Raw genomic sequence first — 26,573 nt, forward strand, 5'->3', positions numbered from 1 at the left:
TAATTGGGTGTGTAAAGATAGTGATTTATTCATCATTCCTCCCTATTTCTTTGCCCGAATCAAAGTAATTTGCCCTTCACCTTTAAAAGGGGTGCCATTGGTGGACATGGCATTGTAGACATAAAAGTATACGCCATCTGCACAAAGCTTTCCAGACTGTATATGATGACCGTCCCAAGCTTGGTCAATCGCATTAAATTCAAACACTTTTTTTCCATACCGATTGAATATCACACACTCAAAATCAGCTATTCCTTCAGCAGGAAAAAAGAATTCATTATTTGGATAAGCACCAGGCGTAAATACATTAGGCGTATTCAAGACAGGATAATCATGCACGGTAATACTTTTACAGGTCGTGTCTGCACAATCGTTATAATTTTTAGCAATTAAACATACCTCATATACCTGCTCTCCCTCGTAAGTCGTATCTATTTTTTCATTTAAATCATATGAGAAAAACCAATTTTGATTACTGGCTGGTAATTCATTGTGAAATAAGTTCCATTGAAAAATGGTATCTGACAACGGATTATCTGCTTGGGCAAAATTGATGGATTGGTTAGTGATTTTCACTGATAACAACTCGGTACCTTCATAGTCAGTTGGATTGATAAATTCATCCGATTCAATGATAAAATCTGCTATCGGATTTAAGGAATCTAGTAAAACGGTATCGGCATACACGCAATTATTGGCATCCTTAATGGTCAACACAATTTCACCAGGGGTACGCATGACCACTGTAGAGAAATTTGAAGTAGTTCCATCCTCCAAATTCAACCAAGCAAAACTAAAAGGAGGCGTTCCATTGGTTTCATCTGGTACCACAGCTGCCAACACCCCATTTCCAATTTGTGTATTTAAGGTCCGACAATAAGTTGGTTTGATATCGGTAATAATTGCTTCCAAAGGTTTTGGGTTATCAATCGTGAAAATCTGAGAATTTACACAGCCAAAATCATCTACCACTTCTAGGGTATATGCACCTGCTAAAAGTCCTCCTATAGAATCCCTCAACAGGCCATTGTTTCCATTCGGGTTGGGTGTCCAGACATAAGCAATAGAATCGATATTCCCTTGAAAATTATTGATATTGATTACTCTTACACTACCTGTTGCATCTCCATTACAAAGTGGATCAGTAAGGTTTAAATCAAATGCTATGGGAGGAGGGTCGACCAAGGTAATTGGAGTTGGAGCTCCACAACCATCAGAACCAACAACTTCAAGATAATACGTACCTGCAGTTAATGTATTAGCCACATTAGACCCAGCAATATTAATAACAGTCCCTTGTGAGTTGGTAAATACAAATGTGTTACCTGAACTGCCAGTCAAATTTGCAGCAATAGAACCTGTAGCTGTTCCAAAACAAATTGGATGATTGACTAAAATATCCACTCCTGAAAAATTATTTACATAAATACTGTCTCTATGCACACAGGCTTCATTAGAAATTTCGAGCCAATATAAGCCTGCTTGATTTGTCATCAAAGAATCGTTGGAGGAACCGTTTTGCCATAAATATGAAATATTGCTTCCGCTAACTGCAATTAAATTAGTTAGTAAAATACTATCCGTATCGCACAAGGATTTGTCTGGACCTAAATCTACTTGAATGGATTGGTGAACTTGAATATCAAAGAATACTGTATCCATACCATCATACAAAACATAGCTCACATTATTATTTGGTGAGACTGTAAAAACAGTATCTGTCGAAATTATAACTCCAGGAGAACTGCTCAATGCCCAATTGAAGTTTTGAAAGTTTGAATTAAATAATGAAATTGAATCTCCTTCACAGAGCACATGTGTTTCTTGTTCATAAATTGAAAAAGTAGTGTTTACATAATTTGGTAAACCAAATGTAGAAATTGTATTTAATGCAAGTGCAAAACTATTTGGTGTAAAATTCGCACTTAGCCCCCCTTCATCAGGGTTATTGATTACACTTATGGAATCATTATTATACATTGCTAAATAAATCTTTTGATTTGGGGCCAATTGCATTGCTCCAACACTATTAGCACCAGCATTTCCAATTAATATTTCAGAATTTACAATATCACTAATATTTCCTGCCCATAAATCGTTTTGAAAGATTCCTCTAGAAAATAGTGAATCATATAAAAATTCAGTCCGATAAAGAAACTGTCCACTCGGTGAAAACTCAAGACCATAACTACCAGTGCTATCAATCATAATCAGATTTGTTACAAGTCCTGTAGCATTATCAAAATCAAATAACACGGTCCCTGACAAAGAAGATCCAGAAACAGCTGTAGCTAATTGACTTCCCACTTTATTTGCCTTTAAGTAGCCACCTCCAAATTGACTCCCTAAGTTTCCAGTATTTATAGTACTACTGATCACCGGAACTGTTGAAACTCCAGCGGCTGAAACTAAAAAACTCCAAAAAGTTGTACCCGATGGATCAGGAGCAACAATCCAATAATCTGTATTATTTTGATGTTTAACTACTGTTAACTTTTCTGAACACGGAAAAAAAAGAATCGCATTTAAGTTGGAAATAAGCACTTCTCCCAATCCTCCTTGCAAAGTCATGTCTATCTCTGTATACCTCACTCCATTTGCACCATTGTTCTCACCCGCATCCGTTGTAACAATATAATAGTTACTTGTACTGCTAGGCTTTTTTATGATTATCGCCGATTGAGTACTACTACCATTTCCAAGTAACCCCATTCCATTGGGCATTATTTGATGGTTACTATTGTACACAGTACTTCCATCTGTATAAAATAATAAAGCGCCATTTTGATCACAAATAGATGCACATCCTTCATACGTTAACATGGCACTATTAGACAATGCTACTGGAGCTCCTGAATTAAAATCAATGCCTGCGTTTTGACCGAAATACCAGATATTGCCTTCCCCTTGACTTTTTGCGGTCAAACTTGTTAAGAAGATAAAAAGTAAAAATAATATCCTAGTCAGTAATTTCATTTTGAATGACTAAAGATAAGATAATTTGTAATAAGACAGTAAAAAAGGAAGCCTTCAACTTTTAAAACAGCCCGAAAAAGCGTTTTTTCACAGCCAACTTCCGATATTCATCTATCAATTCTGTGACATTTTTTTTCGTAAAATTATCAAACAACTCGTAAGCCGAACGACTTTGTTTGTATTCAAATTCTTTTTGAAATATAGGCGTCAAGGATAAAAAATGAACCCCTTCGCTTGCCCATGATTCGATAAACTCACTAGCAGCAACTGGCTCGTTTAATATCATGTAATTTTGTTTAAAAATTGGATTAATGGCTATGGCTTCATTTTCCTGATTTAATGCTTGATCGCCCAAGGGTTTTGTGTCAACAACATTTACTTTCAGTTGCTTATTTGCCACAAAAGTATCTCCAGGTCCAAACCATACCCCTTTTTCTTGAGGCGCCAACATCAATCTGTTTAAAATGGCAATAGGCCATTGCTGTTCTTCTAAAGCCAATTTCCAATAGGATGGTAATAAACAATACAATTCAACATGGGGATAAACATGTTCAATTCCTTCCGCATTGTCCGTCTGATTAAATGCACACATACCTTTAGTAAATAGTACTTGTTTTCCAGAAACGGGTTCAGTTGCATTCCAAATTGAAATCCCCAATTCATTTTCAGGCTGAATACATACGGCTGCGTCTGGTAAATTAAAGATGACTGTTTGATTCGTTTGCATTTTGCAAATATAAGATGCATTTTAAATCATCTCACCCAAGGGAAATATTTTTTATATCTTTATGCAAAAAGACTGCAATGAAAGTACCCAGTAGGCGTGACAATTTTTTTAGATTTTTAATTTTTGGCTCCATCACCCTTATCATTATACCATTAATTGTAATCTATTCCAATGAAGGCTTTAGCAATAGCTTTTTCATTGCATCCGTTTTATTGATGCTCATTGCGGGCTTTATTCTTTGGATGTGGCATTCTACTTTTTATGAAGTAAAGGAAAATAAAATATTTTATCAATCCGGACCAATAAAAGGAAAACTACCTATTGAAAATATACAGACGATTCAATTAAATAAAACTGCTCTAGTTGGATTAAAAATTGGCATGGCAAGAAAGGGCATGATTATTCAATCCACCTCACATAACGATCTCTACATTACTCCTTCTAAAGCAAATATATTTTTAAAGGAAATTTTAAAAATAAATCCTAATATTCAGGTCACTATATAAGTGCAAGTGTCGCTTCAATTGCTTTTTTGATGTTATTTCTAATTTCAAGAATATTTGCATCCATCATATAACAAGGAGCAGTCACAATTTTATTTTTCTCATCCACAAAAACTTCCCCAATCATTTTTTCAGCGATTAATGCACCTGTATCTTTTAGGCCCGCATGAAAATCAGGTATCACATAAGGTGATTTCCCCTTAGAAGAACCCATGGTTAAGGTAGGATGTATTGCAGACCCCTCTAATGCTTTTGCAATTAAAACCGGACTGACGCAGAGACCACACACAGGCTTACCAGCATTCACCATGTTTACAATTAACAACTTTACTTCTGGTGCTATAGTACCAGCTGCACCATCAAACGCCCAACTCGATAAATTTTTAGCCGCCCCAAATCCTCCAGGCAATACCAACGCATCCAAAACAGCGGGATTCATATCTTGGATATTAGCCACATCTCCTCTCGCGATTCTTGCAGATTCGACCTTCATATTACGGGTTTCATTCATCTCTTCACCAGTTAAATGATTAATGACATGGTGTTGATTTTTATCTAAAGCAATACATTGATAGTCGGCACCAGCCTCTTTAATGGCCAACATAGCCAATACTGCCTCCTGTATTTCTGACCCGTCGTATACACCAGATCCTGAAAGTAAAATTCCAATTTTCATTTTATGTTATTGAGATTAATATGGGCTAAATTTAGTAATTTTACAACAATGAGAAAAGAAGAAATTCAAGTGATTTTTTATGATGGTGATTGCGGGTTTTGCAATCATGCTATTCAATACATTTTAAAACATAGAAAAAATGACAATTTCCAATTCATTGCATTACAATCTGATTTAGCTAAACAAAAATTAAAAGATTTCCAAATCAAAATCTCCCTCTCTACGATTTACCTTTTGGATAATCAAAAGGTGTACGATCGCTCTACTGCCGCTTTAAAAATAGCGTCCAAGTTAAAATTCCCCAATAATCTTATGGGAGTATTTTTACTTATTCCCGCATTTATGCGAAATTGGGTCTATGTTATTATTGCAAAAAACAGGCACAAAATAAAGCCAAGTTATTGTTATTTACCTGACGAAAAAGAATCAAAAATGTTCTTATCCTAACAGTCATAAATAGGCAAAAGACACTTGGACAGATACCGTGAAAATAAATTTAAATAAAGTATAATAAATTCATTTAAGAAATGAAGATTTGCTTTAACTTTGCAATTCAAAAAATTCAGACCAACTAGATGTTAAGTACAACTAAAACAACCAATACCTTATTGCTATTTATTGTGATACCAGTCGTTTTTTATTTGTTAAAAACGTTATCATTTATTTTTGTACCCCTTGTACTTTCTATGTTTATCTCTTTACTTTTTCTACCATTAATGCGTTGGTTAGAAAAAAGAAAAATCAACAAACCCATCAGTATTGGCATTGTAATTATTCTAATATTTATCATATTTCAAGTTTCTTTTCAACTCATACAATTATCCAGTCAAGAAATTATTGCCACCAAGGATGTGTTTTTCTTAAAGGCCGAAGGGAAATTAATATCTCTACTTTTGTGGGCTGAAAACTATTTTGGCATTGAATTAGAAACAGAAAACAACCTGCTTTTACAATTTTTCAATTCTGACAATATTATGGGAAACATTACCCCTATTGTTAAAACAGTTGGCAGTACGATTACCATGACTTTAATGACTGCATTTTTTGTAATCTTATGGTTAGCGGAATCTATCAACGTACAACAAGTAATGCACACCATTTTAATAAAACAAAGACATGCTTCAGTAAAGACCTTTTTAAAAATTGAAAAGGATTTAATGACTTTTATAAAAGTGAAATTTTTGGTGAGTTTATTAACCGGTATTGGTACCGGACTTGCTTGTTACTTTTTTGATGTAAGCTTCCCTATTTTCTGGGGGATATTTGGCTTTGTTATCAATTTTATTCAAATGATTGGCTCTTTTATCACTGTAATTACGGTATCCTTATTTGCCATGGTGGAATTAGAACCTAGTGGTCAATTGGCATTTTTTGTATTGACAGTTACGGGGGTACAGGTATTATTTGGGACTATTTTAGAGCCTGTTTTTATGGGGAAATCTTTTTCCATCAACATCATCACCGTTTTGGTAATGTTAATGTTATGGGGCTTTATTTGGGGTATTCCAGGTATGATATTATCTATACCCATCACTGTATTTTTCAAGATCATTCTCGAACAGTTCCAGTCTACACGTTATATTTCCAACCTGTTATCTGGCACGCCTAAAGCTTAATAAAACTATACGGCCTCTTCTAGTCTTAAATTATCGATAATAAACTCTTGTCGGTCGCCCGTGTTTTTACCCATGTAAAAAGCAAGAATTTCTTCAATATTGGCACTTTTACCTATGTACACAGGATCTAGACGAATGTCTTCCCCTATAAAGTATTTAAATTCATCTGGTGATATCTCCCCCAAACCTTTAAATCGCGTAATTTCCGCAGCTTTACCACATTTTTCAATGGCATCAATTCGCTCTCTATCACTATAACAGTAGAAAGTTTCTTTTTTATTACGCACCCTAAACAAAGGAGTTTGTAAAATATAAACATGTCCTTTCCTTACCAAATCGGGAAAAAACTGAAGGAAAAACGTTAATAAAAGCAAGCGAATATGCATACCATCCACGTCGGCATCTGTTGCTATAACAACTTTATTATACCTTAAGTCTTCAATACTATCTTCAATATTTAAAGCGGCTTGCAACAAGTTAAATTCTTCGTTTTCGTACACCACTTTTTTAGTTAGCCCATAGGAATTTAACGGTTTACCTCTTAAACTGAACACCCCTTGTGTATTCACATTTCTTGATTTAGTAATAGATCCTGACGCCGAATCTCCCTCTGTAATAAACAAAGTAGATTCTAATTTTCTATCGTCCTTACTGTCTCCTAAATGCACCCTACAATCGCGCAATTTTTTATTGTGAAGGTTCGATTTTTTAGCACGATCTCTTGCCAACTTTCTAATTCCTGACAATTCTTTTCGCTCTTTTTCCGACTGCTTGATTTTCTTTTCAAGGGTGTCGGCCACTTCTTGGTTTCGGTGCAAGAAATTGTCTAATTTTTCCTTTAGAAAATCATTTACAAATGCACGCATAGATTGCCCATCTGGCTCAATTTCTGTTGAACCCAATTTGGTTTTAGTCTGCGATTCAAATACAGGCTCAATTACTTTTACTGCAACTGCAGCAACAATAGATTGACGGATATCAATGGCCTCATATTTCTTGGTGTAAAAGTCTCTGATTACTTTTGCTACTGCTTCTCTAAAGGCAGACTGATGCGTTCCACCTTGCGTAGTATGCTGTCCGTTTACAAAAGAAGAATAATCTTCTCCGTAAGAACGCACATGTGTAAAAGCCACCTCAATATCTTCACCTTCTAAGTGAATCACTGGATAAAGTGGATCTCCATCCATGTTATCGTTTAACAAATCGAGCAATCCATTTTTAGAAAGGTATTTCTCTCCGTTGTAATTGATGGTTAAACCACGGTTCAGGTAACAGTAGTTCCAGAATAATTTTTCTAAATATTGTTTTCTAAACTTATAATTTTTGAAAATTTCATGATCGGCTGTAAATTCAAAATAAGTCCCATTTTTCTCCTCTGTTGGTTCAATTGGACTATCTGTAATTAACTCTCCTCTTTTATAAACTGATTCTTTCTTTTGTCCATCTCGGATAGAACGCACCATAAAATATTCACTCAAAGCGTTCACTGCTTTGGTACCTACTCCGTTTAGACCAACTGATTTTTTAAATGCTTTTGAATCGTACTTACCACCTGTATTAATTTTAGATACACAATCGTTTACTTTCCCCAAAGGAATACCACGACCATAATCTCGAATGGATGCAATACCATCTTTAATTCTCACTTTAATTTGTCGGCCATTCCCCATCACAAACTCATCAATGGAGTTATCCATGATTTCTTTTACCAACACGTAAATCCCATCATCTGGCGCCGCACCATCTCCTAATTTACCAATATACATCCCTGGTCTTAATCGGATATGCTCTTTCCAATCCAGTGAGCGAATATTATCTTCCGTATAATTAGATCCAGTTTCAGCCATATTAATTTATTTCAAAGTGAAGGAGTGCCCCATTGACACGACACCCCAACTAACAAATATACATCATAAAGCCTTTTGTTTACTAAGAATTTATCAAAGAATATTAACAATCAAACGTTAGTGCATGCAGAAAATTAATAGTTTTGTTTACAATCGAAGGAAATGGATTTAGAAACACTCATTTTAAGTAAAAACAGCAAGGAAGTTTGGAATCAAGTAGCAACAATTGCCATTGAATCTCCAAATCGAATTACTGAAATTATTGACTTTTTTGAAAGCGACAATATTTTCCTCGTACAAAGGTCGACTCAAATTATGAGTAAAATTCACGACAAGCGGCCCGACCTGTTAGCGCCTTATTTTATGAGATTAATCAACGGTTTAGCAAAGGCACAAAAAGATGCTTACAAGCGAAACGTATTGCGTATTTTCCAAAGCGCCCAAATTCCAGAAGCAGGAACTACATTACTTTTCGACAAAGCATTGACTTACATTCAAAACAAAGAGGAAGCCATTGCAATTCAAGCATTTTCTTTTACGGTGTTGCGGAAAATTTGCGAAACATATCCCGAGCTCGCATCCGAAGTAAAAGACAACATTGAATTAATTTTATTAGAAAATAAATCTGCAGGCATACAAAACAGAGGAAGAAAAGAAGTCAATCGCCTTAAAAAACTAATGATTTAGCAATAAACAGCAGCCTGTTTAATTCTACCGTTATAATTTAAACTCATAGATTCTCCGTAAGCACCACAACTTCTAATTACTAATATATCCCCTCTTCTTAATTCTGGTAATTGCACATCTTTACCTAAACAGTCACTTGATTCACAAATAGGTCCTACTACATCATATTTTTGAACATCTGACTTAAAAGCAATACCATTAAAATCGATATGGTGATAAGCATCATACAATGCCGGTCTCAACAACTCCGTCATTCCAGCATCAATTACTGCGAATTTTTTTGTTTCAGACTCCTTCACATATAATACTTTCGTATATAATTTACCACATTGTGCTACTACTGAACGTCCCAATTCAAAATGAACCTCTATGTTTTTTTCTAGTAGATTTGCTTCAAAAGTGGCAAAATATGCTTCAAAATCTGGAATTAACTCCGCGTCTGGATTATCGTAATTCACGCCAAGACCACCCCCTAAATTCAGGTAAGACAAAGTATTGAAATTAAGCTCGAAAAAACGAATATAATCATTCACTTTTTCACAAAGTGATTTAAATATATTTAAATCCCTAATTTGAGAACCAATATGAAAATGTAAACCTTGTATGTTTAAATTCGTCAACTGATCTTTCATCAAAATTAATTTATTCAATTCAATGACAGAAAAACCGAATTTATTCTCACTTAAACCAGTCGTAATTTTTGCATGGGTATTTGCGTTTACATTCGGATTTAAACGTAAGGCAATATTTACAATTTTACCTTGACTTTTTGCAATTTCATTTACCGTAATTGCCTCCTGTAAACCTTCGCAATGTATCATTGCTATGTCATTAGATATAGCATAAGCAATTTCCTCATCTGATTTCCCAACACCAGCAAAGACCACTTTATCTGAATTAAATCCAGCTTCCAAAGCCCAAGCAATTTCTCGTCCACTTACACAATCAGCACCCAAACCGTTCAACATAATAGCATCTAATATTTGAGGGTTATAGTTTGCCTTTACTGCATAGTGTACCTTATAATTACGCTTACTACTTGCATCATTTAACTGATGTAAAGTTTCATTTAAAATAGCCATATCGTAACTAAAGCAAGGTGTGTTCATGATTCAAATTTTAATTATTTATAACAAAACTATAGAATAAAAACCAATAAAAATATTTTATCACCAAATGTGATAAAATAATATATTATTGTTACATTTGTAACATGAAGTCATTAAGTAAATTAATTGAAGAGGTAATAGACGATACCCCTTTTGTTCGCGAAAGTCTATCAGAAGGACTGATAAATACTAGCGCGTTAGCTAGAAAAATTAAACCTGAATTGGAAGGCATTACGAAAAAAACAATCAAAGAAAGTACGATTGTAATGGCAATTAGCAGGCTTCCTTTAAGTAAACAAGACAGCATCAAAAATAAAATTAAAAATATTGTTGGTGGTATTGGCGACTTTGTGGTAAGAAGTAACTTAACGAAGTATACTTATAAGAATTACCAAGGCATCTCGGCTAATCAAGCTGTATTTTTAAAGAAAATAGAATCTGTGAATGATTCCTTTTATACGGTATCTAGAGGGATAAATGAAACCACCCTGATTGTAAATGCACAATTAAGTGGTGTTTTAGAGGAAAACATGGACAAAAATGAGTTATTGTCTATGAATAAAAACTTATCCGCCATTACACTTAAACTACCATCCGCAAATGTTCAAACTGAAGGGGTGTATTATTTTATCTTAAGAAAATTAGCTTGGAAAAGTATTAGTTTAGAAGAAGTTATTTCAACTACGAATGAATTTACCATAGTTGTTCAGTCAAGCGTGGTAAGTAAAGCATTTGAAGTTTTAGCAAACTTAAATGATATGAATCTGTAATAAACAAATAAACATTATTGATAAAGGAAATAGTCTTGGCAAACGTCAAGACTATTTTTTTTTGATTCTATTTAGCAATACTTGTAGCGTATAGCTATTTTACGACTACTATCCAAAGAAATTTTTGCTCCATAGATTCTGATCAGGTTTCAATAAAGCAGCAGAATTTTCCTCCTTGAAGAAAAGGAGTTGACCTGAGAAGAAGACCATCCAACAAAACCGAACACACTAAAGAACAATAATAAAAGTTTCAAGTTCATTTAATTTTTTTAAATTTCTCATAAAAAAAAACTAAATTAGACTACAAATTAGAATTAAATTAACCGACATTACCCCATGGCACAAAGAATTGGCGTACGAAAATTAGAGATTGATGACATTCCATTCATTGTCCAATACTGGTTGCACTCCCCTTCTGATTACTTAGTAAACATGGGGGTTGACTTGAATAAACTGCCTAATAAATTTGACTTGATTAGAATGTTAACGAATCAATTGAATTTACCAGTCCACAAAAAACAATCTTACGCCTTTATTTGGACTTTAGACAAACACCCGATTGGCCATTGTAATGTCAATAAAATAAATTTTGGAGAAAAAGCCCACATGCATTTGCATATTTGGGAAGCAAAGCACCGTAAAAAAGGATTTGGAATTAATTTTTTAAAAGCAACTGTTCCACTATTTTTTAAAGACCTGCGACTAAAAGCGATATACTGCGAACCCAAGGCAAGCAATAAAGCGCCCAACAGATCGATTGAAAAATTCGGCTTTAAATTACTGAAAAGATATTCCACTACTCCAGGTTCATTAAGCTTTAAACAAGAAGTTAACCAATGGGTATTAGTAGAAAGTGATATAAAAAACCTATTTTCTAATTAGACTGATCAATTTCATCCATTTTATGAATAAAATCCCATAAGTACTTTGCTGAATTTTCAAAGTTTTCAGGAATACTGTAACTCATATAATAATTAGTCTCTTCATTTTCAAAACGATTAAAATACTCAACACTACCTGTATTTGCCTTAGCGTAATTCAATAGTTTCACATCTGTCACATTTAAATATGTTTGGTCAATTCTATTTAGTAATTCCTTAATATCAAGTATCGCATACCCGTTATTTCGGATAATCTTATTCCCTAATTTTTTATCTACCCCACCATTAAAAGTACCGTCAGCTAAAGATAAAATTTCGTTTTCGTTTGAAGAGACGAATACCATATCTTCATTGACATAAAAATAGATCTTATAAGGAAAATCTCTGTTATTTCCATCTGTATAAAAATATCCCTTACGCGATAATAGTACATTATTTTTCATGGCCAAATTCAATAATTTAGTCATGAAAGGTTTATTTTCGGATCCCATTACCATTAAAAAATCAGGCATCATCTCCGTCTTCGTTTTTTCAACTTCTATGTAATCTGAATTTTCCGCATCATACTCATAAGAAGTATAGTTTACTTTTACGGGGAGTAGGTTTTTAAGAATAAAAATGCTATTCCCTGTGACTAAATCACCCAAGTCATTTTCATCTATCACGATACTCATAAAATCAGCCAATACGGCAAAAGCTTCTGTTTGTTTTTCATCTGGCTGTCTTCTTCTTGACCAGGATTGATTTAATATCTCAGTATATACTTTAGGAAAGGCTTCCCAAAACTTCGTCGAATTCATTGAAATTGAAGTAACCCCTAAAACATTTTGATTTGGGATATACTTTAAGAATTTCTTTGGCATACGTGACGTGTAAATTTGATTCATCCATTTTTGAATCTCAGCAGTATACCCTATGTTTGCTGTCAATTTTATTTCTTTTTCATATAAAAACAAGTGTCCTCTCAATTCTTCTCCAATATAAGTAGAAAGTAAGCTACCAATACTTCCTGAAAAACCATAATACCCACCATAATAAGAATTATACCTTCTAGATAAATTACTCATATTTATCCAAAAACTAAAGTCTGCCATGTTATTTTTATGCTTGACATAACTCGCATTATCCAATATACTTTTTTGGCCAGCGACTAAATTAAAAATGGGGTTCAACTCAGCATAATATAAATTCCTTTTTCTCTCTAAACTTTCTCTTCTAGCCTGCTCTCTTAATTCCAATTCTTTCTCAATTCTTGCATCATATGCCGCTTCAGACTCCGTTGATTCTTCAACACCGGCTTCCCCCACTGCATCCGCAGCTTCCATTAACACATCTTCATACATCTCTACTTCAGTTGCTTCGTCATCATCAGAATAGTTGGAATAATCAAAATGCATAAATACCGCAAAACGGTTATTCCACGCCAATACTTCCCGTTCATTTTCATAAAATATCACCGTATAAGTTTGCATTTTTACAGTTTCTACCATGCCATTTTTTTCTGCAATGTACTTTTCAAATAGCTTTGCTTTTGCTATTGGATACAAATAGGCCGAATAAGATATTTTATCCGTGCTCTTACTGAAAAAATAAAGATCTTTTTCTAAATTGACCCCAATATCTTCTATCTTTTTGTTCGTATTATCCGAAAAAATAGCATACTCCAAATAATTCATAAAAATCCCTGAATTATAGATGTTATTTATCCCTATTTTTTCTGCCAATTTTTTTCCATTTAACCGCAAAACTACGTTTACATCACTAGGTATTACGGGTTCAAGAGGGGAGTTTATTGCAAATAAATGGAGAGAAATAAATGTGAAAAATAAGAAACTTAATTTTTTCATGGATGCGTAATAATTTTATTGGTAAATAATTCTGGCTTATTAATTAATGCGGTCAAAGGTAGCTTTAAAAAAACAACTTTATTATTTTTTGAAACAATTGATTTGGCATTTATTTGAGAGGACACTGCACTTTGGAATCGACTTAAAGAAATATAATTAGATCCCTCTAGTGAATTTTGATCTATTCTTTTAAGTGAATTCTGCAAGTAATTCATGGCTGAACTTGCTTGCTTGATATAAGTTCCTGACTGAAAACTGTAATAAGTCATTCTTTGTGCATTTACAGGATCTCGTGCAAACCATAGCTTAAAAATCACCTCATTTAATCTTTCAATTTTATCAAAATTAGCATGGACTTTTAAAACAAAATTATCCATATTTAACGCTGTAGACACCGCTGAAAAACCAGGCATTTTTCGTAATGAATCTTCCAAGTTTTTGACTTTTGTAATAATTTCTGCCCTGCTAGGAACACGATAACCTTCCACTTCTTCTAACAGTAGCATAGAATTGAGCTTACTTTTACTTTGGCTGGCATTTAGTATCAAAGTAATTTCCCCACTTCCATCTTCATTAATACTAATGTCTTCAATAAATTCAAAACAACTGGTAAGCAATAATGGTATAAAAAGAAGGTATATATATTTTAGTCGACGCATTAATAAAAAAAGTTTACTTGTGTAGCGCCGTCACCATAGACAAACTTACTACCACTTTCGTAAGTAATACCAATGTGTTTGGTTTCTTCTAAGCGATTTAAGTATAGGTATATTTCACTCTTTAAAACCCCTTGCCCTTTACCGTGTATCAAAACTACTTTCTTATTTTTAAAATGGATGGCTTTTTCCACAAACATCCTACAAGCCATCATTTGAATTTGTAATATTTCACCATTGGATAAAAACGCTTTTCTTTCTTGTAAAGCCTCAATATGTAGGTCAATTTCAAAATCATTATACCGACTTTGTTCTGGTTGAATTTTTCCTTTTTTTTGATTGGGAATAGATTTATTTGGCGTAGCACTTATTTCATAGGCACTAACTTCACGAACATCTAATTCGTCTATTTCGTATTCGGTTTTAGCAATTTTTACAATGTCTTTTTCATTATAAATACGTTCAAAACCATCCAAGTCTTCAATACTCACTTTTTTGGATTGTACCTTTAATACAACCCCTTCAATGGCTTCGTGAATAACAGCCACTTGGTCGCCAACACTAAACATTCATGCTTAGGTTTTGAAACACACCAATAATAGTTTCGTTGTAGGTCAAATACAAATAAACCGGAATCAATAAACAAAATAAGTAAATGGCAAAACTCAAGACAATTAAAAAAGGACTTGCATCTAATTTAATGTCAGCTTTTAATAGCTGTTTGACTTGATTCGATAATAATTTTTCATTTTCCCATATCTCCGAACGAGAAGGTATAATACTTTCTAATTTTGGACTAAAATCTAAAAATACATTTCTAATCTTCCAGTAATCCCTATCCGTTAAATTACTATACGACTGGTTGTAGTTAATATCTTGTTCTTCTAGCTCATCATAAATAAGCATGTTTTTTTGAATACCTCTGACTTTAAAGCCCATTAAAAAACCAAGAATCATTAACATGTACAGTCCTGTAAAATACCCTGCAATAATGATAATAAGCGAAGAAATTAAAACAAATATTAAATAGGGTTTCTGACTTTTTGGGAAAAATAAATTTTTTATGATATTACCACCATCTAAAGGATCTATTGGCAAGAGGGAAAACATATTTATAGTCAGTAAAATCATGCTGATAACAAAAAGTACTTCCGATTTAGACTCCAAGGCTGCATAAAACAATACGGTACCAATAATTAACCCTGGTATGGGGCCCATTTGTAGGGTTAAAATTTTATTTTTTTGTGATATTGGCTTAAATCTATTTTTAGCTTTTTGTGCGATAATGCTATAAAAAATGAAATTTGGCTCATTATAACTAAACAAACGCATTCCAATAAAATGGCCAAACTCATGCAACACAACAGTACCAAGAACAAATAATATTACCCAATAGTTAGCACTAGACAAACTACTAAACAGCAACATCATAAAGCCAACAATCAAAATATATTTTGAAGTATTCGACCCTTTTGGAGGGATAGAAAGCTTTGGCTTTTCTGGATAAAAATTATCACTATCGTTTAACATTATTCACAAATTTACAACAAAATATAATAAAACGTAGTAATTTTATGCCCCTATGTTAGAAGCTCAAAACATCAGTAAAAATTACGGTGACCTTCCAATTTTAAAAGGAATCGATCTCACAATCTCTCCCAGTGAAGTCGTTTGTATTACTGGCGCTTCGGGTGCGGGAAAAACAACATTACTCCAAATACTCGGTACATTAGACGCGCCAGACAGTGGTAAAATTGAGATATTAGGAGAAGATATAGCCAAATTAAAGGGGAAAAAATTAGCCAATTTTAGAAATAATCACTTAGGTTTTGTTTTTCAATTTCACCAATTACTACCAGAATTTTCCGCATTAGAAAATGTAATTATCCCCGCCTTATTGGGTGGGAAAAAAAAGTCGGAATCTATAGAAAAGGCGAAATCAATTTTAGATTTTTTAAATATAGCGCACCGTTTAGACCATAAACCAAGTGAATTATCCGGTGGAGAGCAACAAAGAATTGCAGTGGCAAGGGCATTAATCAATGATCCTGAAATTATTTTTGCAGATGAGCCTTCGGGAAATTTAGACTCCAAGAACTCTGACGAATTGCACGAGTTATTCTTTAAATTAAGAGATGAATTTGGACAAAGTTTTGTGATTGTAACACACAACATGGAATTAGCAAAAATGGCCGACCGAGCTTTGGTAATGAAAGATGGATTGATGTTGTGATTATTCCTTATCCCGACATACAAGTCTTTTTAGACGAAAAGGTAGAAAAGTATAACCAGCAACATTACTTTTTAAAGGATGACCCCATTGGTATCCCTCACTTATTCACGGCAAAGGAAGACATTGAAATCATTGGTTTTATAGTCGCAACCATTGCTTGGGGCAAGCGACCCATGATCATTAAAAATAGTAATCGCATACTAGAAATAATGGGGAATCAACCTTTGCAATATATCCTTCACGCCAGCGAAGAAGATTTAAATGATTTTGAATTTGTACACCGTACATTTAATAAAACAGACTTGCAGTATTTTGTACTTTCTTTGAGAAATTTGTACGCCAAACAACGCAGTATAGAAAGTGTTTTTGCGGAACACCAGGGTAATATGGCTGAAAAAATACACCATTTTAGAAAAGTATTCTTCAGTTTACCACACGAATCCAGAACCACGAAACATGTTTCAGATCCTTTAAAAAACTCTGCTGCAAAAAGATTAAACATGTATTTACGTTGGATGGTTAGAAAAGACCAAAAAGGGGTCGATTTTGGCTTATGGAAAGGCATTTCTCCTGCAGAATTATATTGTCCCTTAGATGTACATACTGGTAATGTTGCTCGAAAACTTGGTTTGATTGAAAGAAAGGCGAATGATTGGAAAGCATTGGAAGAATTAATGACACACCTACGAAAATTTGATCCTATCGATCCGGTAAAATATGATTTTGCTTTATTTGGATTAGGAGTATATGAGGGGTTTTAAGGGTTGAAAGTAACATTTTACGATCAGAATTTACTTGTAAAATCTATTGACAAATAAGGCGAACATTCAGTTTAATTTTACCATATTTGCAGTATGAATTTTGTCTATCCAAACTTTCTTTGGGCATTACTGCTTTTAGCCATTCCAGTCATTATTCATTTATTTAATTTCAGAAGATACCAAACGGTCTATTTCTCTAAGGTTGATTTACTGAACGAAGCCATTGAAGATTCAAAATCGGGTAACAAATTAAAACACTTACTGATTCTATTTAGCCGATTGCTTGCCATTGCCGCGCTAGTATTTGCTTTTGCCCAACCTTTTATTCCAACAGCTGATAATATAAATACCGAAACTGTATCTTCTATTTTTATTGACAATTCCTTTAGTATGCAAGCCCAAGGACAAGATGGAGATTTGCTTAATGAGGTAAAAAACAAAGCAATTGATTTGGTAGCTTCTTTTGAAGAAAATGAAAAAATTGTTTTGTTAACTTCTGAACTTTTAGCGAAAGACCAACGTTTTTATACCAAATCCGAAATTACCGAGCGTATTAAAGAAATTAAACTTTCCCCTGCCGCTACTCCACTCTTAAACATTTTAAATATTTCTAATGATCTATTAAATAAGTCTGCAGAAAATCAACAAAAAAGATTATTCCTATTTTCAGACTTCCAAACTTCGACCAGTGACTTGTCTAAATTATCTCCTTCCAATACGTCTCTATACTTTTACCAACCCGAAGCCGAAATTCAAGGAAATATTTTTATCGATTCTATTTGGTTTGAATCTCCTGTACAAAGTATTAATTTACCCATCACTTTAGCTTTTAGGATTAAAAATATAAGTAATAAACCATTAGACAATCTTACCCTAACCATTAACATTAATGGCAAGGACAAGGGGGTAAAAACAGTGAAGGTTGGTGCAAACTCTTTTGTAGAGGAAACCATTAATTATAACCACTTAACCGCGGGTATAAAAAAGGGAGAAATAAAAATTAAAACCAATCAGCTATTTTTCGACGACCAGTTTTATTTTACCTATACTATTCAAAACCAGACCAACATTCTAATTGTAAATGAAGGGGAAAACAATCCGCAGACTTTTGAAAAATTGTATGCTGTAAACCCTTTCTACCAACACACCAGTATCCAAATTGGCCAATTAAAGCAAAGTGATTTTGAAGATAAAGCATTGGTCATTTTTAACAACATCAACGATTTAACTAGTGGCGCAGTCTTTCTTATCAACGAAAACTTAAAAAAGGGAGCTACGGTTGTCATGATTCCTGGTGCTAAAGCCAATTTAAAGGCATGGAATAGTTTTTTAACCACACAAAATCAACCGACATTAAGGAGTCAATCTACTGGAGGAGTAAGGACTTTGAATTATTTTAATGACAAAGACCCATTATTTACAGGGGTATTTGAAAAGTCGCCAAAAAATTATGCCAAAGCAAGTATTAAAAGTTATTTCCCCCTCTTGGTCAACTCCAATCAGAACTTTATCAGTCTATTTGGTTTTAATGAAAACAATCCCTTTTTAACCTATTCAAAAACAAAAAATGGTGGACGGCTATTTTTACAAGCAGCACCTTTATTGGCTGACTTTAGTAACTTTGACAAGCAAGCTTTATTTGCTGCTACTTTTTTAAGAATTGCTGAAACAGCAACCTTTAAAAAAGACTTGTTTTACACTATTGGAAAAGGTGGAGCCTACCTGTTAAAGGAAAAAAGTAAAGAAAAATCTCCAATTCACCTCATCAACCCTCTATTTAAAACCGATTTAATTCCCCCAATTGTCAATGAATCTAACAGTCAAATTGTATTATTCGATCAATTAAATGGCGAACTAAAACAAGCTGGTTTTTATGAACTAACGGATCAAATAAGTTTTAAAGATGCCTTGGCCTTTAATTTCGACAGAACAGAGTCCATTATTGAAAGTATTCCGAAGGTAGAATTGATTGGAATATTTAAAGATGCTGGTTGGAATCAAGTGCAAGAACTTTTATTGAATCAAAAAGGTAAAATTGAAATTGAAAACATTAAACCCAAAGCATATTGGCGGCTATTTTTATTTTTAGCCTTATTATTTTTAGCAATTGAAATTGCGTTAATCAAATTTTGGAAAACGACCTAAATCTGTAAAAAATGAATATTTTACTTAAATCATGTACCATTATCGATCCGGAGGGACCATTTCATTTAAAAGTGAAAGATATTTATATTGAAGGTGAAACCATCACAAGCATAGAAGATAGTATTTCTTTGGCTGCTGATAAAGTAGTGGAAATTCCAAACTTACACGTTTCTTATGGCTGGTATGACGCAAAAGTAAATTTTCAAGATCCCGGCAATGAAGTCAAAGAAAATTTAAGCAGTGGTTTAACAGCTGCAGCTTTGGGTGGTATGACCGCCGTTTCGGTAACCCCAATGACTAATCCAACATTGAGTAATAAAACCCAAATTGAATACGTCAGAAAAAAAGCAGAATATTCACCAGTTGAAATATATCCATATGGTACTTTAACCGAATTAGGAGAAGGAAAAAATATTGCGGAGTATTACGACATGAGTCAATCTGGCGCAATCGGTTTTACGGATGGACACCAACCAGTAAACGCTGGCATCATGTACCGCGCATTATTGTACATGAAAAATGTGAATTCTAAAGTGGTTTCTTTCCCCTACGATTATAGCATATTTGGTGAAGGTCAGGTGAACGAGAGTAAAGCTTCTGTTTTAACAGGACTAAAATCGATTCCAAACATTGCGGAATACTTAATGGTAGAAAGAGATTTAAGTTTGACGGCATACACGGAAAGTGCCATTCATTTTACGGGAATTTCGACCAAAGAAAGTGTAGACTTAATTAGAGACGCAAAAAAGAATGGTATTCAAGTAACGGCAGATGTTTATGCCCATCACTTGGCTTATACAGACAAGGAAGTATTAGGATTCAATTCAAACTTCAAAGTACTACCTCCTTTGCGGTCTGAAAAAGATAGACAAGCTTTAATTGAAGCATTAAAAGATGGCACCATAGACTTTATTTGTTCTGACCATACACCAGAAGACAAAGAAAATAAAGACTTAGAATTTGACTTGGCACATTTTGGAATGATAGGTACACAAACCCTATTCGCTACTTTAAACAATGTGGCAGGACTCGACTTAAGTGATAAAATAAATGCCATTGCAATTCGTCCTCGAAAAGTAATGAAACTACCATACGCGACTATTACGGCTAATTCTAGAGCAAACTTAACCATATTTGATCCGAAACTAGAATACAGTCTAAACGCAGATGATTTGGCTTCCTTAAGTAAGAATTCTCCACTCATTGGAAAAAATCTAACTGGAAAAGCATTGGGTGTAATTAACAATGGAATTATCTCTATATTTGAAGACTAATGGAAGGAATTAAACCCAAAAGAAGAAAGTTTTTAAAGACATTTTTTAAAGAAAGAAAACAAGTAGGAGCAGTAGCCCCTTCTTCTCGATTTTTAGTAAAAAAAATGTGCGATCGTATAGATTTCAAAAATGCAAATATCATTATTGAACTAGGACCGGGCACTGGTGTTTTTACCAAAGAAATACTGAAAAGAGCAAAAGCAGATGCTAAAATATTTGTCTTTGAACTCAATGAAGATTTCTATCAGATTTTAAAAACAAAATTAGACGATCCCCGCTTGATTTTAGTCAACGAAAGTGCTGAAAAACTAGGTGTAACACTTGCTGAACACCATATCAAATCGGCAGATGCTGTCATTTCTTCACTTCCTTTGACTGTGATTCCAGAACCTATAAAGACAAACATAGTGAAAGCTGCTTACGAAGTTTTAAAGCAAGATGGACGGTATGTGCAATACCAATATTCCTTGAGTGCTAAAAAACTTTTAGAAAGCTTCTTTGGTAAATTAAACCTGCGCTTTTCTCTCATCAATATACCACCTGCATTTATTTACATAGGTACTAAAAAATAATTTTTAGTTAATTAGTGATGCGTTTAGCGTAACTGGTCTTTAGTATAATATCCAGCAAAGTTATTTACGAATTACAACCTTTTTAGTAATCACCTATTAAGCTAAACACAGAAATAAAAGCTAGTCACATGCGCTAGTTTTTAGGACTCATAAATTTTTCAAGACAAAAAAAACTCCCTTGAAAACAATCAAGGGAGGAAAGTGAATTCTTTCGTGTATGCTCCAAAATAGCCATATACTAATCAGAGTCTTTTCAGTAATCATTAGAAACTAATGACCACTATCTAATCACTATTTAACGGGTATATCCTTCAATACTTCTAATAAGTAACCCCAAAATTTTTGAACAGAAGCAATATTTACTTTTTCATCTGGAGAGTGTGGATTTCTGATCGTTGGACCAAAAGACACCATATCACAGTCGTGAATATGTTCTTGTAAAATACCGCACTCCAGTCCTGCGTGACAAGCTTGAACATTTGGTGTTGCATTAAACAAAGTTTCGTATTTATCTACGACTAATTTTAAAATTGAAGAAGTTGGGTTTGGCGCCCAACCTGGATAATCCCCACTTTGAACCACACTTGCACCCATTCTCGCATAGTTTAAACGCATAGCTGTTGCCACATCATTTTTACCAGACTCAATCATACTTCTTTGTAGGGACTGGGTAATGAATTCTCCGTCCTTGATAATCACTCTTGCCAATGAAGAAGAAGTTTCTACTAATCCTTCAATTTTATCACTCATTTTCCAAACTGCATTTGGCGTATTGTACAATACTTCCATGATGCATTCAAATTCGTCTTGGTGCAAAATTGTTGCTGGCAAATCTTCAGCTGTCATTTCAACTTTGAAGTTAGGTTCAACCACACTAAATTCTGCCATTATTTCCGCTGCTTCTGCATTTAAAAAACTTTCAAAAGCAGTAACATCACTTTCGTTAATTGTTATTTTACAAGAAGCTTCTCTAGGAATCGCGTTTCTTAAACTACCACCATCAAATTCGTATAATCCAACATTATATTTTGTACTTACTTGAAATAAAAGACGGTTCAATAAAATATTGGCATTTCCTCTACCCAAGTTAATTTCCATTCCTGAATGACCACCTTTTAAACCGGATAATTTAATTTTAAAAGCCTTTGAGTTAGCAGGACAAGCAGCAGTTTGATAAGTATAACTTGTATTGGTATCAATTCCACCCGCACAGCCGATAGAAATCTCATCATCATCTTCAGTATCTAAATTCAATAAGATTTTACCATCCAAAAGGCTACCATCTAATTTTTTCGCTCCTGTCATTCCTGTTTCTTCATCTACAGTAAACAAACACTCTAAAGCAGGATGTGCTAAATCGGTAGAAGATAATAAAGTCATGGCACAAGCCACTCCCATTCCATTATCTGCCCCTAAGGTTGTGCCTTCAGCTGTTACCCAATCTCCATCAATAAATGATGCAATACCTTGAGTTAAAAAATCAAAATCAGTATCTTCATTTTTTTGGTGTACCATATCCAAGTGGGTTTGAATAATCACAGTTTTGCGATTTTCCATTCCTTTTGAAGCAGGTTTTTTAATTACTATATTTCCAATAGCATCTTCTAGAGTTTCGAAACCTAAACTTTTACCAAAGTCTTTCATAAATGCCCTTACTCTTTCTTCTTTTTTTGAAGGTCTCGGCACTGCATTTAAATCTTCAAAATGGTTCCAAACGGCTTTTGGTTCTAGGTCTCTTACTTGCATGTTAAATATGTTTTTAATTACTTATTTTCACTTCTTATATACAGAAGCAAAAAATAATTTAGGTTATGCCGACAAAACTATCTAAATTTGAAGGATAATCATACTGAAATGAAAAAATTTATACTCCTATTCGCACTTTATTTTTCCTTTACAATGTTCGCCCAACAAAACAATGGGTCCGTAACTGTAGGGTCTGAAACACGCTCTTATATTGAATATATACCTCAGAATTATCAAAATTCAGAATCTGCCCCTTTAGTTATAATATTGCATGGTATTGGTGGTACCGCGCAAGAAATAGCAGATGCTGGGTTAAACTTTATTGCGGACACAGCACGTTTTATTCCTTTGTATTTGCAGGGAGAGAATAATGCTTTTGGCTCCGCTTCTTGGAATAACAATACTTTATTGGCTTCCACAGTCAATGATATTGCTTTTTTTCAAACCATGATTGAAAAAATGGTGGATGACTACAACATTGATCGATCTAGGGTGTATTTTGTCGGTATTTCTATGGGGGCTATTATGACTTTTACGGCCTTAAATAGCATGGATGGACAAATTGCAGCTGCTGTTTGTCACATTGGTACCATGTCGGATATAGATTTAGCGGCTTATAACCCTAGTATTCCACGTCCTGTAATGCAAGTACATGGCACTGCAGATGCGGTGGTTCCTTACGCAGGGACAGCACTTCCTTCTTTAAGTTTGGTAAACCCAACCATAAACAAATTAAAAACTATTAACGGATGGAACGGAACAGATTCCACTATTATTGACATTCCCGATATTATGGCAGACGGCATTACCATTGAAAGAATAATTTACGATTGCACTACCCCTTTAGAACATTGGAAAATGAATGGGGCAGATCATATTTTTTTAATCCCTGGTGTTAACGATACTTCAGGCGCAGTTATTACCTGGAATTTTCTAGCACAATATAACCATCCAAATCCAACTTTAGGCTTATCAAAAACTATTACAGAAAAACCATTAAACGTTTTTCCAAACCCTGTTCAAAACATTTTAAATATTCCCATTTCAGCAGGAAATGTCGCTTTATATAATTTAAACCAACAATTGATTCAAACTTATACCATATCCGAGCAGCAAATTGATTTAAGAGACATACCTGTAGGTACCTACTTTTTGAAAATAACGGCAGATGATGGTACAATTCAACACACCTTAATCACCAAGGAATAAACCAATTACATGTCGACAGATGAACAGTATTTATTTAGGTGTTTAGCACTCGCGAAGTTAGGCATTGGTTATGCCGCACCTAATCCATTGGTTGGGAGTGTAGTTGTTCACCAAGGAAAAATTATAGGAGAAGGTTATCACCAAAAATACGGAGAGGCACATGCAGAAGTTAATGCCATTGCAGCGGTAACCGATAAATCTTTACTTGCTGAGTCTACCATTTACGTCAATTTAGAACCATGTGCACATTTTGGAAAAACACCACCTTGTGCTAATCTAATTATTGATTCTAAAATACCAAAAGTTGTAATTGGCTGTGTAGACCCTTATGCTGAAGTTGCGGGAAAAGGTATTGAAAGGTTAAGGAACGCTGGCATTGAAGTTATAGTAGGCGTATTGGAGAAAGAATCCCAAGCTTTAAATAAACGATTCTTCACTTTTCATGCAAAAAAACGCCCTTACCTCATCTTAAAATGGGCACAATCGGCAAATGGCATGATTGATATGGCAAGGGACAAGGAGGAAAAAGGTATATTTTGGATTACCCAACCAGAAACCAAGACTTTGGTCCACCAATGGAGAGCAGAAGAAGCTGGAATATTGGTAGGGAGGAAAACCATAGTAAACGACAATCCTGCTTTAACCACCAGAGTTGTAGCTGGACCCAGTCCTATACGCATTGTTATAGATCCAAACTGCCAGCTCAATGTAGCCCAATATCAAATAAATGACGGTGCCGCAAAAACATATGTATTCAATTCTATAAAGTCGGGAAAAGTAGCGGCAATAGAATACATACAAGTAAAACCCTTCTCTTTAGAAAATATTGTTGCTACATTATACACTTTAAATATCCAGTCTGTAATCGTAGAAGGTGGCAAGCATACTTTGAATACATTTATTGATGCTGCTTTATGGGATGAAGCAAGAATTCTAACGGGTATAAGTGTAATAAAGGAGGGGATTTTAGCCCCTAGAATATCAAATTTTACGCGTGTGCATAAATATTTCTTCGGGAAAGATGAAATTCAAATTATTCAGCGCTGATTCCAAGTAAAGCCGACTGATTGATAATTGCAGTTAACAATGAAATTTTTGTATCGTCTAACCTCGACCAAATTGGGCGAATTATGCCGTTATGGACCGATATGTTCGTGTAATCTCCAAAAAATATTTTAGGATTGGGTAGAAATGAACTATTTGAAATTTTATAATTTTTAAAAGAAGTACCCCCATTGTCTGAAACTGCTAAATAAACATTTGTCTCATTTCCTTTTGTATTTCTACGATCATAAAACACACAATAAACTAATCCAGTCACTTGGTCTACCGTCATCCAGGTAAAAAACTGTTGTGCCTTTTGTTGGTCAGAGTTTACTTTTATAGGTGCTGACCAATTTTCGCCACCATCCTTGCTTTTTTTTAACCAAATATCTGTGTCATCCTCTCCATTTCTTTGGTCGGCCCAATTAACATATATAGTTCCCCTATATGCTGAATTTGAAATATCACAAGCAGTTATAGGTAATCCATTACAGCGGTATATACCCGGCACATTTAATGTCCAGCCATTTTTTTGCAGACCAATTTCTTTTTCCGCTGGTAACCAAGTACTACCAGCGTCTAATGATTTATTAAAATAAATTTTTTCACTCCTTGCCCAAGCGACATAAATTTCACCATTTGGACCTACTGCCGGGACTGCACCTTCTGCGGTATCATCATCATCCTTACAGTCACCAGAGTATTTTGATATTACTACAGGTAAAGACCATGCTTTACCATAATTGCTACTCTTTGAAAACAAGATATTACTTCTATCGCGTGGATCACTCGAGTCGTAAGCATCAAACTGAGTCCATGTTAAATAAATATCCCCATTTATTGGATTTGACACTGCCCATTCTTTATCGTGAAACTTACCATTGATAAAAGTGTGTGTTTTACGTTTAAATCTACCTTTTAAAAATCGAGAACGTTGACAAACAATCCCCCCTTTTAACCTTTCCCCTTTTAGATTAGACAAGTGAAAATAATAATAAAATCCTTTTTGATCCACCAACAAGCAAGGATCACCATTTACCCCAAAGCGACTATACATAGACTTGGCGTGCCAAGAATTACCAGTATCCTTTGAATAATAGTAATCATTCATTACGCTACCAGCTACAATTTTTGCAGGATCGTTAGGATTAATATAAATGGATGGTTCTACTTGCGAATAAAAATACGTAGCTCCTTTAGGTAGTGGTAAAAGGACATTTTTAAATTGAGAAAAGCCAGTAATTGCTGGCAAAAAAAACATAAATAAAGTAAATATTTTAATCGTTTTCATATT

General features: G+C 34.2%; 24 protein-coding genes. 13 read left to right on the forward strand and 11 right to left on the reverse strand.

Translation table 11 applies throughout. The features are described 5' to 3' along the window. Positions 1-42: 42 nt before the first annotated feature. The gene (locus DNU06_RS04605; protein ID WP_111062054.1) at positions 43-2,976 is read right to left on the reverse strand and encodes a T9SS type B sorting domain-containing protein; all 2,934 of its coding nucleotides are present in this window, start codon (positions 2,974-2,976) and stop codon (positions 43-45) included. 61 nt (positions 2,977-3,037) lie between these two features. Then, complete coding sequence (locus DNU06_RS04610; RefSeq protein WP_111062055.1) at positions 3,038-3,703, reverse strand: suppressor of fused domain protein; 666 nt, start codon at positions 3,701-3,703, stop codon at positions 3,038-3,040. 77 nt (positions 3,704-3,780) lie between these two features. On the opposite strand from DNU06_RS04610, the gene DNU06_RS04615 reads away from it, so the two are divergent. Continuing rightward, positions 3,781-4,209: a PH domain-containing protein gene (locus DNU06_RS04615; protein ID WP_158526813.1), complete on the forward strand. Its 429-nt coding sequence runs from the start codon at positions 3,781-3,783 to the stop codon at positions 4,207-4,209. On the opposite strand, the gene elbB is transcribed toward DNU06_RS04615, so the two are convergent. Beyond that, complete coding sequence (elbB, locus tag DNU06_RS04620) at positions 4,202-4,882, reverse strand: isoprenoid biosynthesis glyoxalase ElbB (protein WP_111062057.1); 681 nt, start codon at positions 4,880-4,882, stop codon at positions 4,202-4,204. The two genes, DNU06_RS04615 and elbB, sit on opposite strands and share 8 nt — an antisense overlap. 48 nt (positions 4,883-4,930) lie before the next feature. Between elbB and DNU06_RS04625 the strand changes: the two genes are divergently transcribed. Then, positions 4,931-5,329 carry a thiol-disulfide oxidoreductase DCC family protein gene (locus DNU06_RS04625; RefSeq protein ID WP_158526814.1) on the forward strand — a complete coding sequence of 133 codons (399 nt, stop codon included), beginning with the start codon at positions 4,931-4,933 and terminating at the stop codon, positions 5,327-5,329. Between the two features lie 128 nt (positions 5,330-5,457). Further along, the gene (locus DNU06_RS04630) at positions 5,458-6,498 is read left to right on the forward strand and encodes an AI-2E family transporter (protein ID WP_111062059.1); all 1,041 of its coding nucleotides are present in this window, start codon (positions 5,458-5,460) and stop codon (positions 6,496-6,498) included. A gap of 5 nt (positions 6,499-6,503) precedes the next feature. Here the strand turns inward: DNU06_RS04630 and DNU06_RS04635 are convergent, their stop codons facing one another. After that, positions 6,504-8,345, reverse strand: a complete 1,842-nt coding sequence (locus DNU06_RS04635; RefSeq protein ID WP_111062060.1) for a DNA topoisomerase IV subunit B — start codon at positions 8,343-8,345, stop codon at positions 6,504-6,506. A 162-nt stretch (positions 8,346-8,507) separates the two neighbouring features. On the opposite strand from DNU06_RS04635, the gene DNU06_RS04640 reads away from it, so the two are divergent. Then, complete coding sequence (locus DNU06_RS04640) at positions 8,508-9,032, forward strand: hypothetical protein (RefSeq protein WP_111062061.1); 525 nt, start codon at positions 8,508-8,510, stop codon at positions 9,030-9,032. On the opposite strand, the gene lysA is transcribed toward DNU06_RS04640, so the two are convergent. After that, positions 9,029-10,141 (reverse strand): diaminopimelate decarboxylase, encoded by a 1,113-nt coding sequence (gene lysA / locus DNU06_RS04645; RefSeq protein WP_111062062.1) that lies wholly within the window; start codon positions 10,139-10,141, stop codon positions 9,029-9,031. The two genes, DNU06_RS04640 and lysA, sit on opposite strands and share 4 nt — an antisense overlap. A 104-nt stretch (positions 10,142-10,245) precedes the next feature. On the opposite strand from lysA, the gene DNU06_RS04650 reads away from it, so the two are divergent. Further along, positions 10,246-10,911 carry an aspartate kinase gene (locus tag DNU06_RS04650; protein WP_111062063.1) on the forward strand — a complete coding sequence of 222 codons (666 nt, stop codon included), beginning with the start codon at positions 10,246-10,248 and terminating at the stop codon, positions 10,909-10,911. Between the two features lie 336 nt (positions 10,912-11,247). Further along, complete coding sequence (locus DNU06_RS04655) at positions 11,248-11,793, forward strand: GNAT family N-acetyltransferase (protein WP_111062064.1); 546 nt, start codon at positions 11,248-11,250, stop codon at positions 11,791-11,793. On the opposite strand, the gene DNU06_RS04660 is transcribed toward DNU06_RS04655, so the two are convergent. From DNU06_RS04660 to DNU06_RS04675, 4 genes are read right to left on the reverse strand one after another with little or no spacing between them, the layout of a single operon-like run. Continuing rightward, entirely contained in the window at positions 11,786-13,639 is a 1,854-nt protein-coding gene (locus DNU06_RS04660) for a hypothetical protein (protein ID WP_111062065.1), read from the reverse strand. The two genes, DNU06_RS04655 and DNU06_RS04660, sit on opposite strands and share 8 nt — an antisense overlap. Continuing rightward, a complete protein-coding gene (locus DNU06_RS04665) occupies positions 13,636-14,298 on the reverse strand; it encodes a hypothetical protein (protein ID WP_111062066.1) in 663 nt (220 codons plus the stop codon). The genes DNU06_RS04660 and DNU06_RS04665 overlap by 4 nt, the downstream gene beginning before the upstream one ends. Further along, a complete protein-coding gene (locus DNU06_RS04670; RefSeq protein ID WP_111062067.1) occupies positions 14,298-14,864 on the reverse strand; it encodes a Smr/MutS family protein in 567 nt (188 codons plus the stop codon). Before DNU06_RS04670 ends, DNU06_RS04665 begins: the two co-directional genes overlap by 1 nt. After that, on the reverse strand, positions 14,857-15,825 hold the full coding sequence (locus DNU06_RS04675) for a zinc metalloprotease (RefSeq protein ID WP_111062068.1): 969 nt from the start codon (positions 15,823-15,825) through the stop codon (positions 14,857-14,859). The genes DNU06_RS04670 and DNU06_RS04675 overlap by 8 nt, the downstream gene beginning before the upstream one ends. 52 nt (positions 15,826-15,877) lie before the next feature. On the opposite strand from DNU06_RS04675, the gene DNU06_RS04680 reads away from it, so the two are divergent. From DNU06_RS04680 to DNU06_RS04700, 5 genes are all read left to right on the forward strand, one after another. Then, positions 15,878-16,528 carry an ABC transporter ATP-binding protein gene (locus DNU06_RS04680; RefSeq protein WP_111062069.1) on the forward strand — a complete coding sequence of 217 codons (651 nt, stop codon included), beginning with the start codon at positions 15,878-15,880 and terminating at the stop codon, positions 16,526-16,528. A 2-nt stretch (positions 16,529-16,530) separates the two neighbouring features. After that, positions 16,531-17,289, forward strand: a complete 759-nt coding sequence (locus DNU06_RS04685) for a TIGR02757 family protein (RefSeq protein ID WP_111062391.1) — start codon at positions 16,531-16,533, stop codon at positions 17,287-17,289. Positions 17,290-17,382: 93 nt separating this feature from the next. After that, complete coding sequence (locus DNU06_RS04690) at positions 17,383-19,434, forward strand: vWA domain-containing protein (RefSeq protein ID WP_111062070.1); 2,052 nt, start codon at positions 17,383-17,385, stop codon at positions 19,432-19,434. Between the two features lie 11 nt (positions 19,435-19,445). Beyond that, the gene (locus tag DNU06_RS04695; protein ID WP_111062071.1) at positions 19,446-20,708 is read left to right on the forward strand and encodes a dihydroorotase; all 1,263 of its coding nucleotides are present in this window, start codon (positions 19,446-19,448) and stop codon (positions 20,706-20,708) included. Next, positions 20,708-21,280, forward strand: a complete 573-nt coding sequence (locus DNU06_RS04700) for a class I SAM-dependent methyltransferase (protein ID WP_111062072.1) — start codon at positions 20,708-20,710, stop codon at positions 21,278-21,280. The genes DNU06_RS04695 and DNU06_RS04700 overlap by 1 nt, the downstream gene beginning before the upstream one ends. A gap of 291 nt (positions 21,281-21,571) precedes the next feature. On the opposite strand, the gene DNU06_RS04705 is transcribed toward DNU06_RS04700, so the two are convergent. After that, positions 21,572-23,026: an aminoacyl-histidine dipeptidase gene (locus tag DNU06_RS04705; RefSeq protein WP_111062073.1), complete on the reverse strand. Its 1,455-nt coding sequence runs from the start codon at positions 23,024-23,026 to the stop codon at positions 21,572-21,574. A gap of 108 nt (positions 23,027-23,134) precedes the next feature. On the opposite strand from DNU06_RS04705, the gene DNU06_RS04710 reads away from it, so the two are divergent. Together DNU06_RS04710 and ribD are read left to right on the forward strand one after the other, a co-directional pair. Further along, complete coding sequence (locus DNU06_RS04710) at positions 23,135-24,235, forward strand: T9SS type A sorting domain-containing protein (RefSeq protein WP_111062074.1); 1,101 nt, start codon at positions 23,135-23,137, stop codon at positions 24,233-24,235. A 9-nt stretch (positions 24,236-24,244) separates the two neighbouring features. Then, positions 24,245-25,282 carry a bifunctional diaminohydroxyphosphoribosylaminopyrimidine deaminase/5-amino-6-(5-phosphoribosylamino)uracil reductase RibD gene (gene ribD / locus DNU06_RS04715; RefSeq protein ID WP_111062075.1) on the forward strand — a complete coding sequence of 346 codons (1,038 nt, stop codon included), beginning with the start codon at positions 24,245-24,247 and terminating at the stop codon, positions 25,280-25,282. On the opposite strand, the gene DNU06_RS04720 is transcribed toward ribD, so the two are convergent. Further along, positions 25,269-26,570 (reverse strand): sialidase family protein, encoded by a 1,302-nt coding sequence (locus DNU06_RS04720; RefSeq protein WP_111062076.1) that lies wholly within the window; start codon positions 26,568-26,570, stop codon positions 25,269-25,271. The genes ribD and DNU06_RS04720 overlap by 14 nt on opposite strands. Positions 26,571-26,573: the final 3 nt, after the last annotated feature.

It is taken from the genome of Putridiphycobacter roseus (assembly GCF_003234935.1).
Classification (GTDB): domain Bacteria; phylum Bacteroidota; class Bacteroidia; order Flavobacteriales_D; family Crocinitomicaceae; genus Putridiphycobacter; species Putridiphycobacter roseus.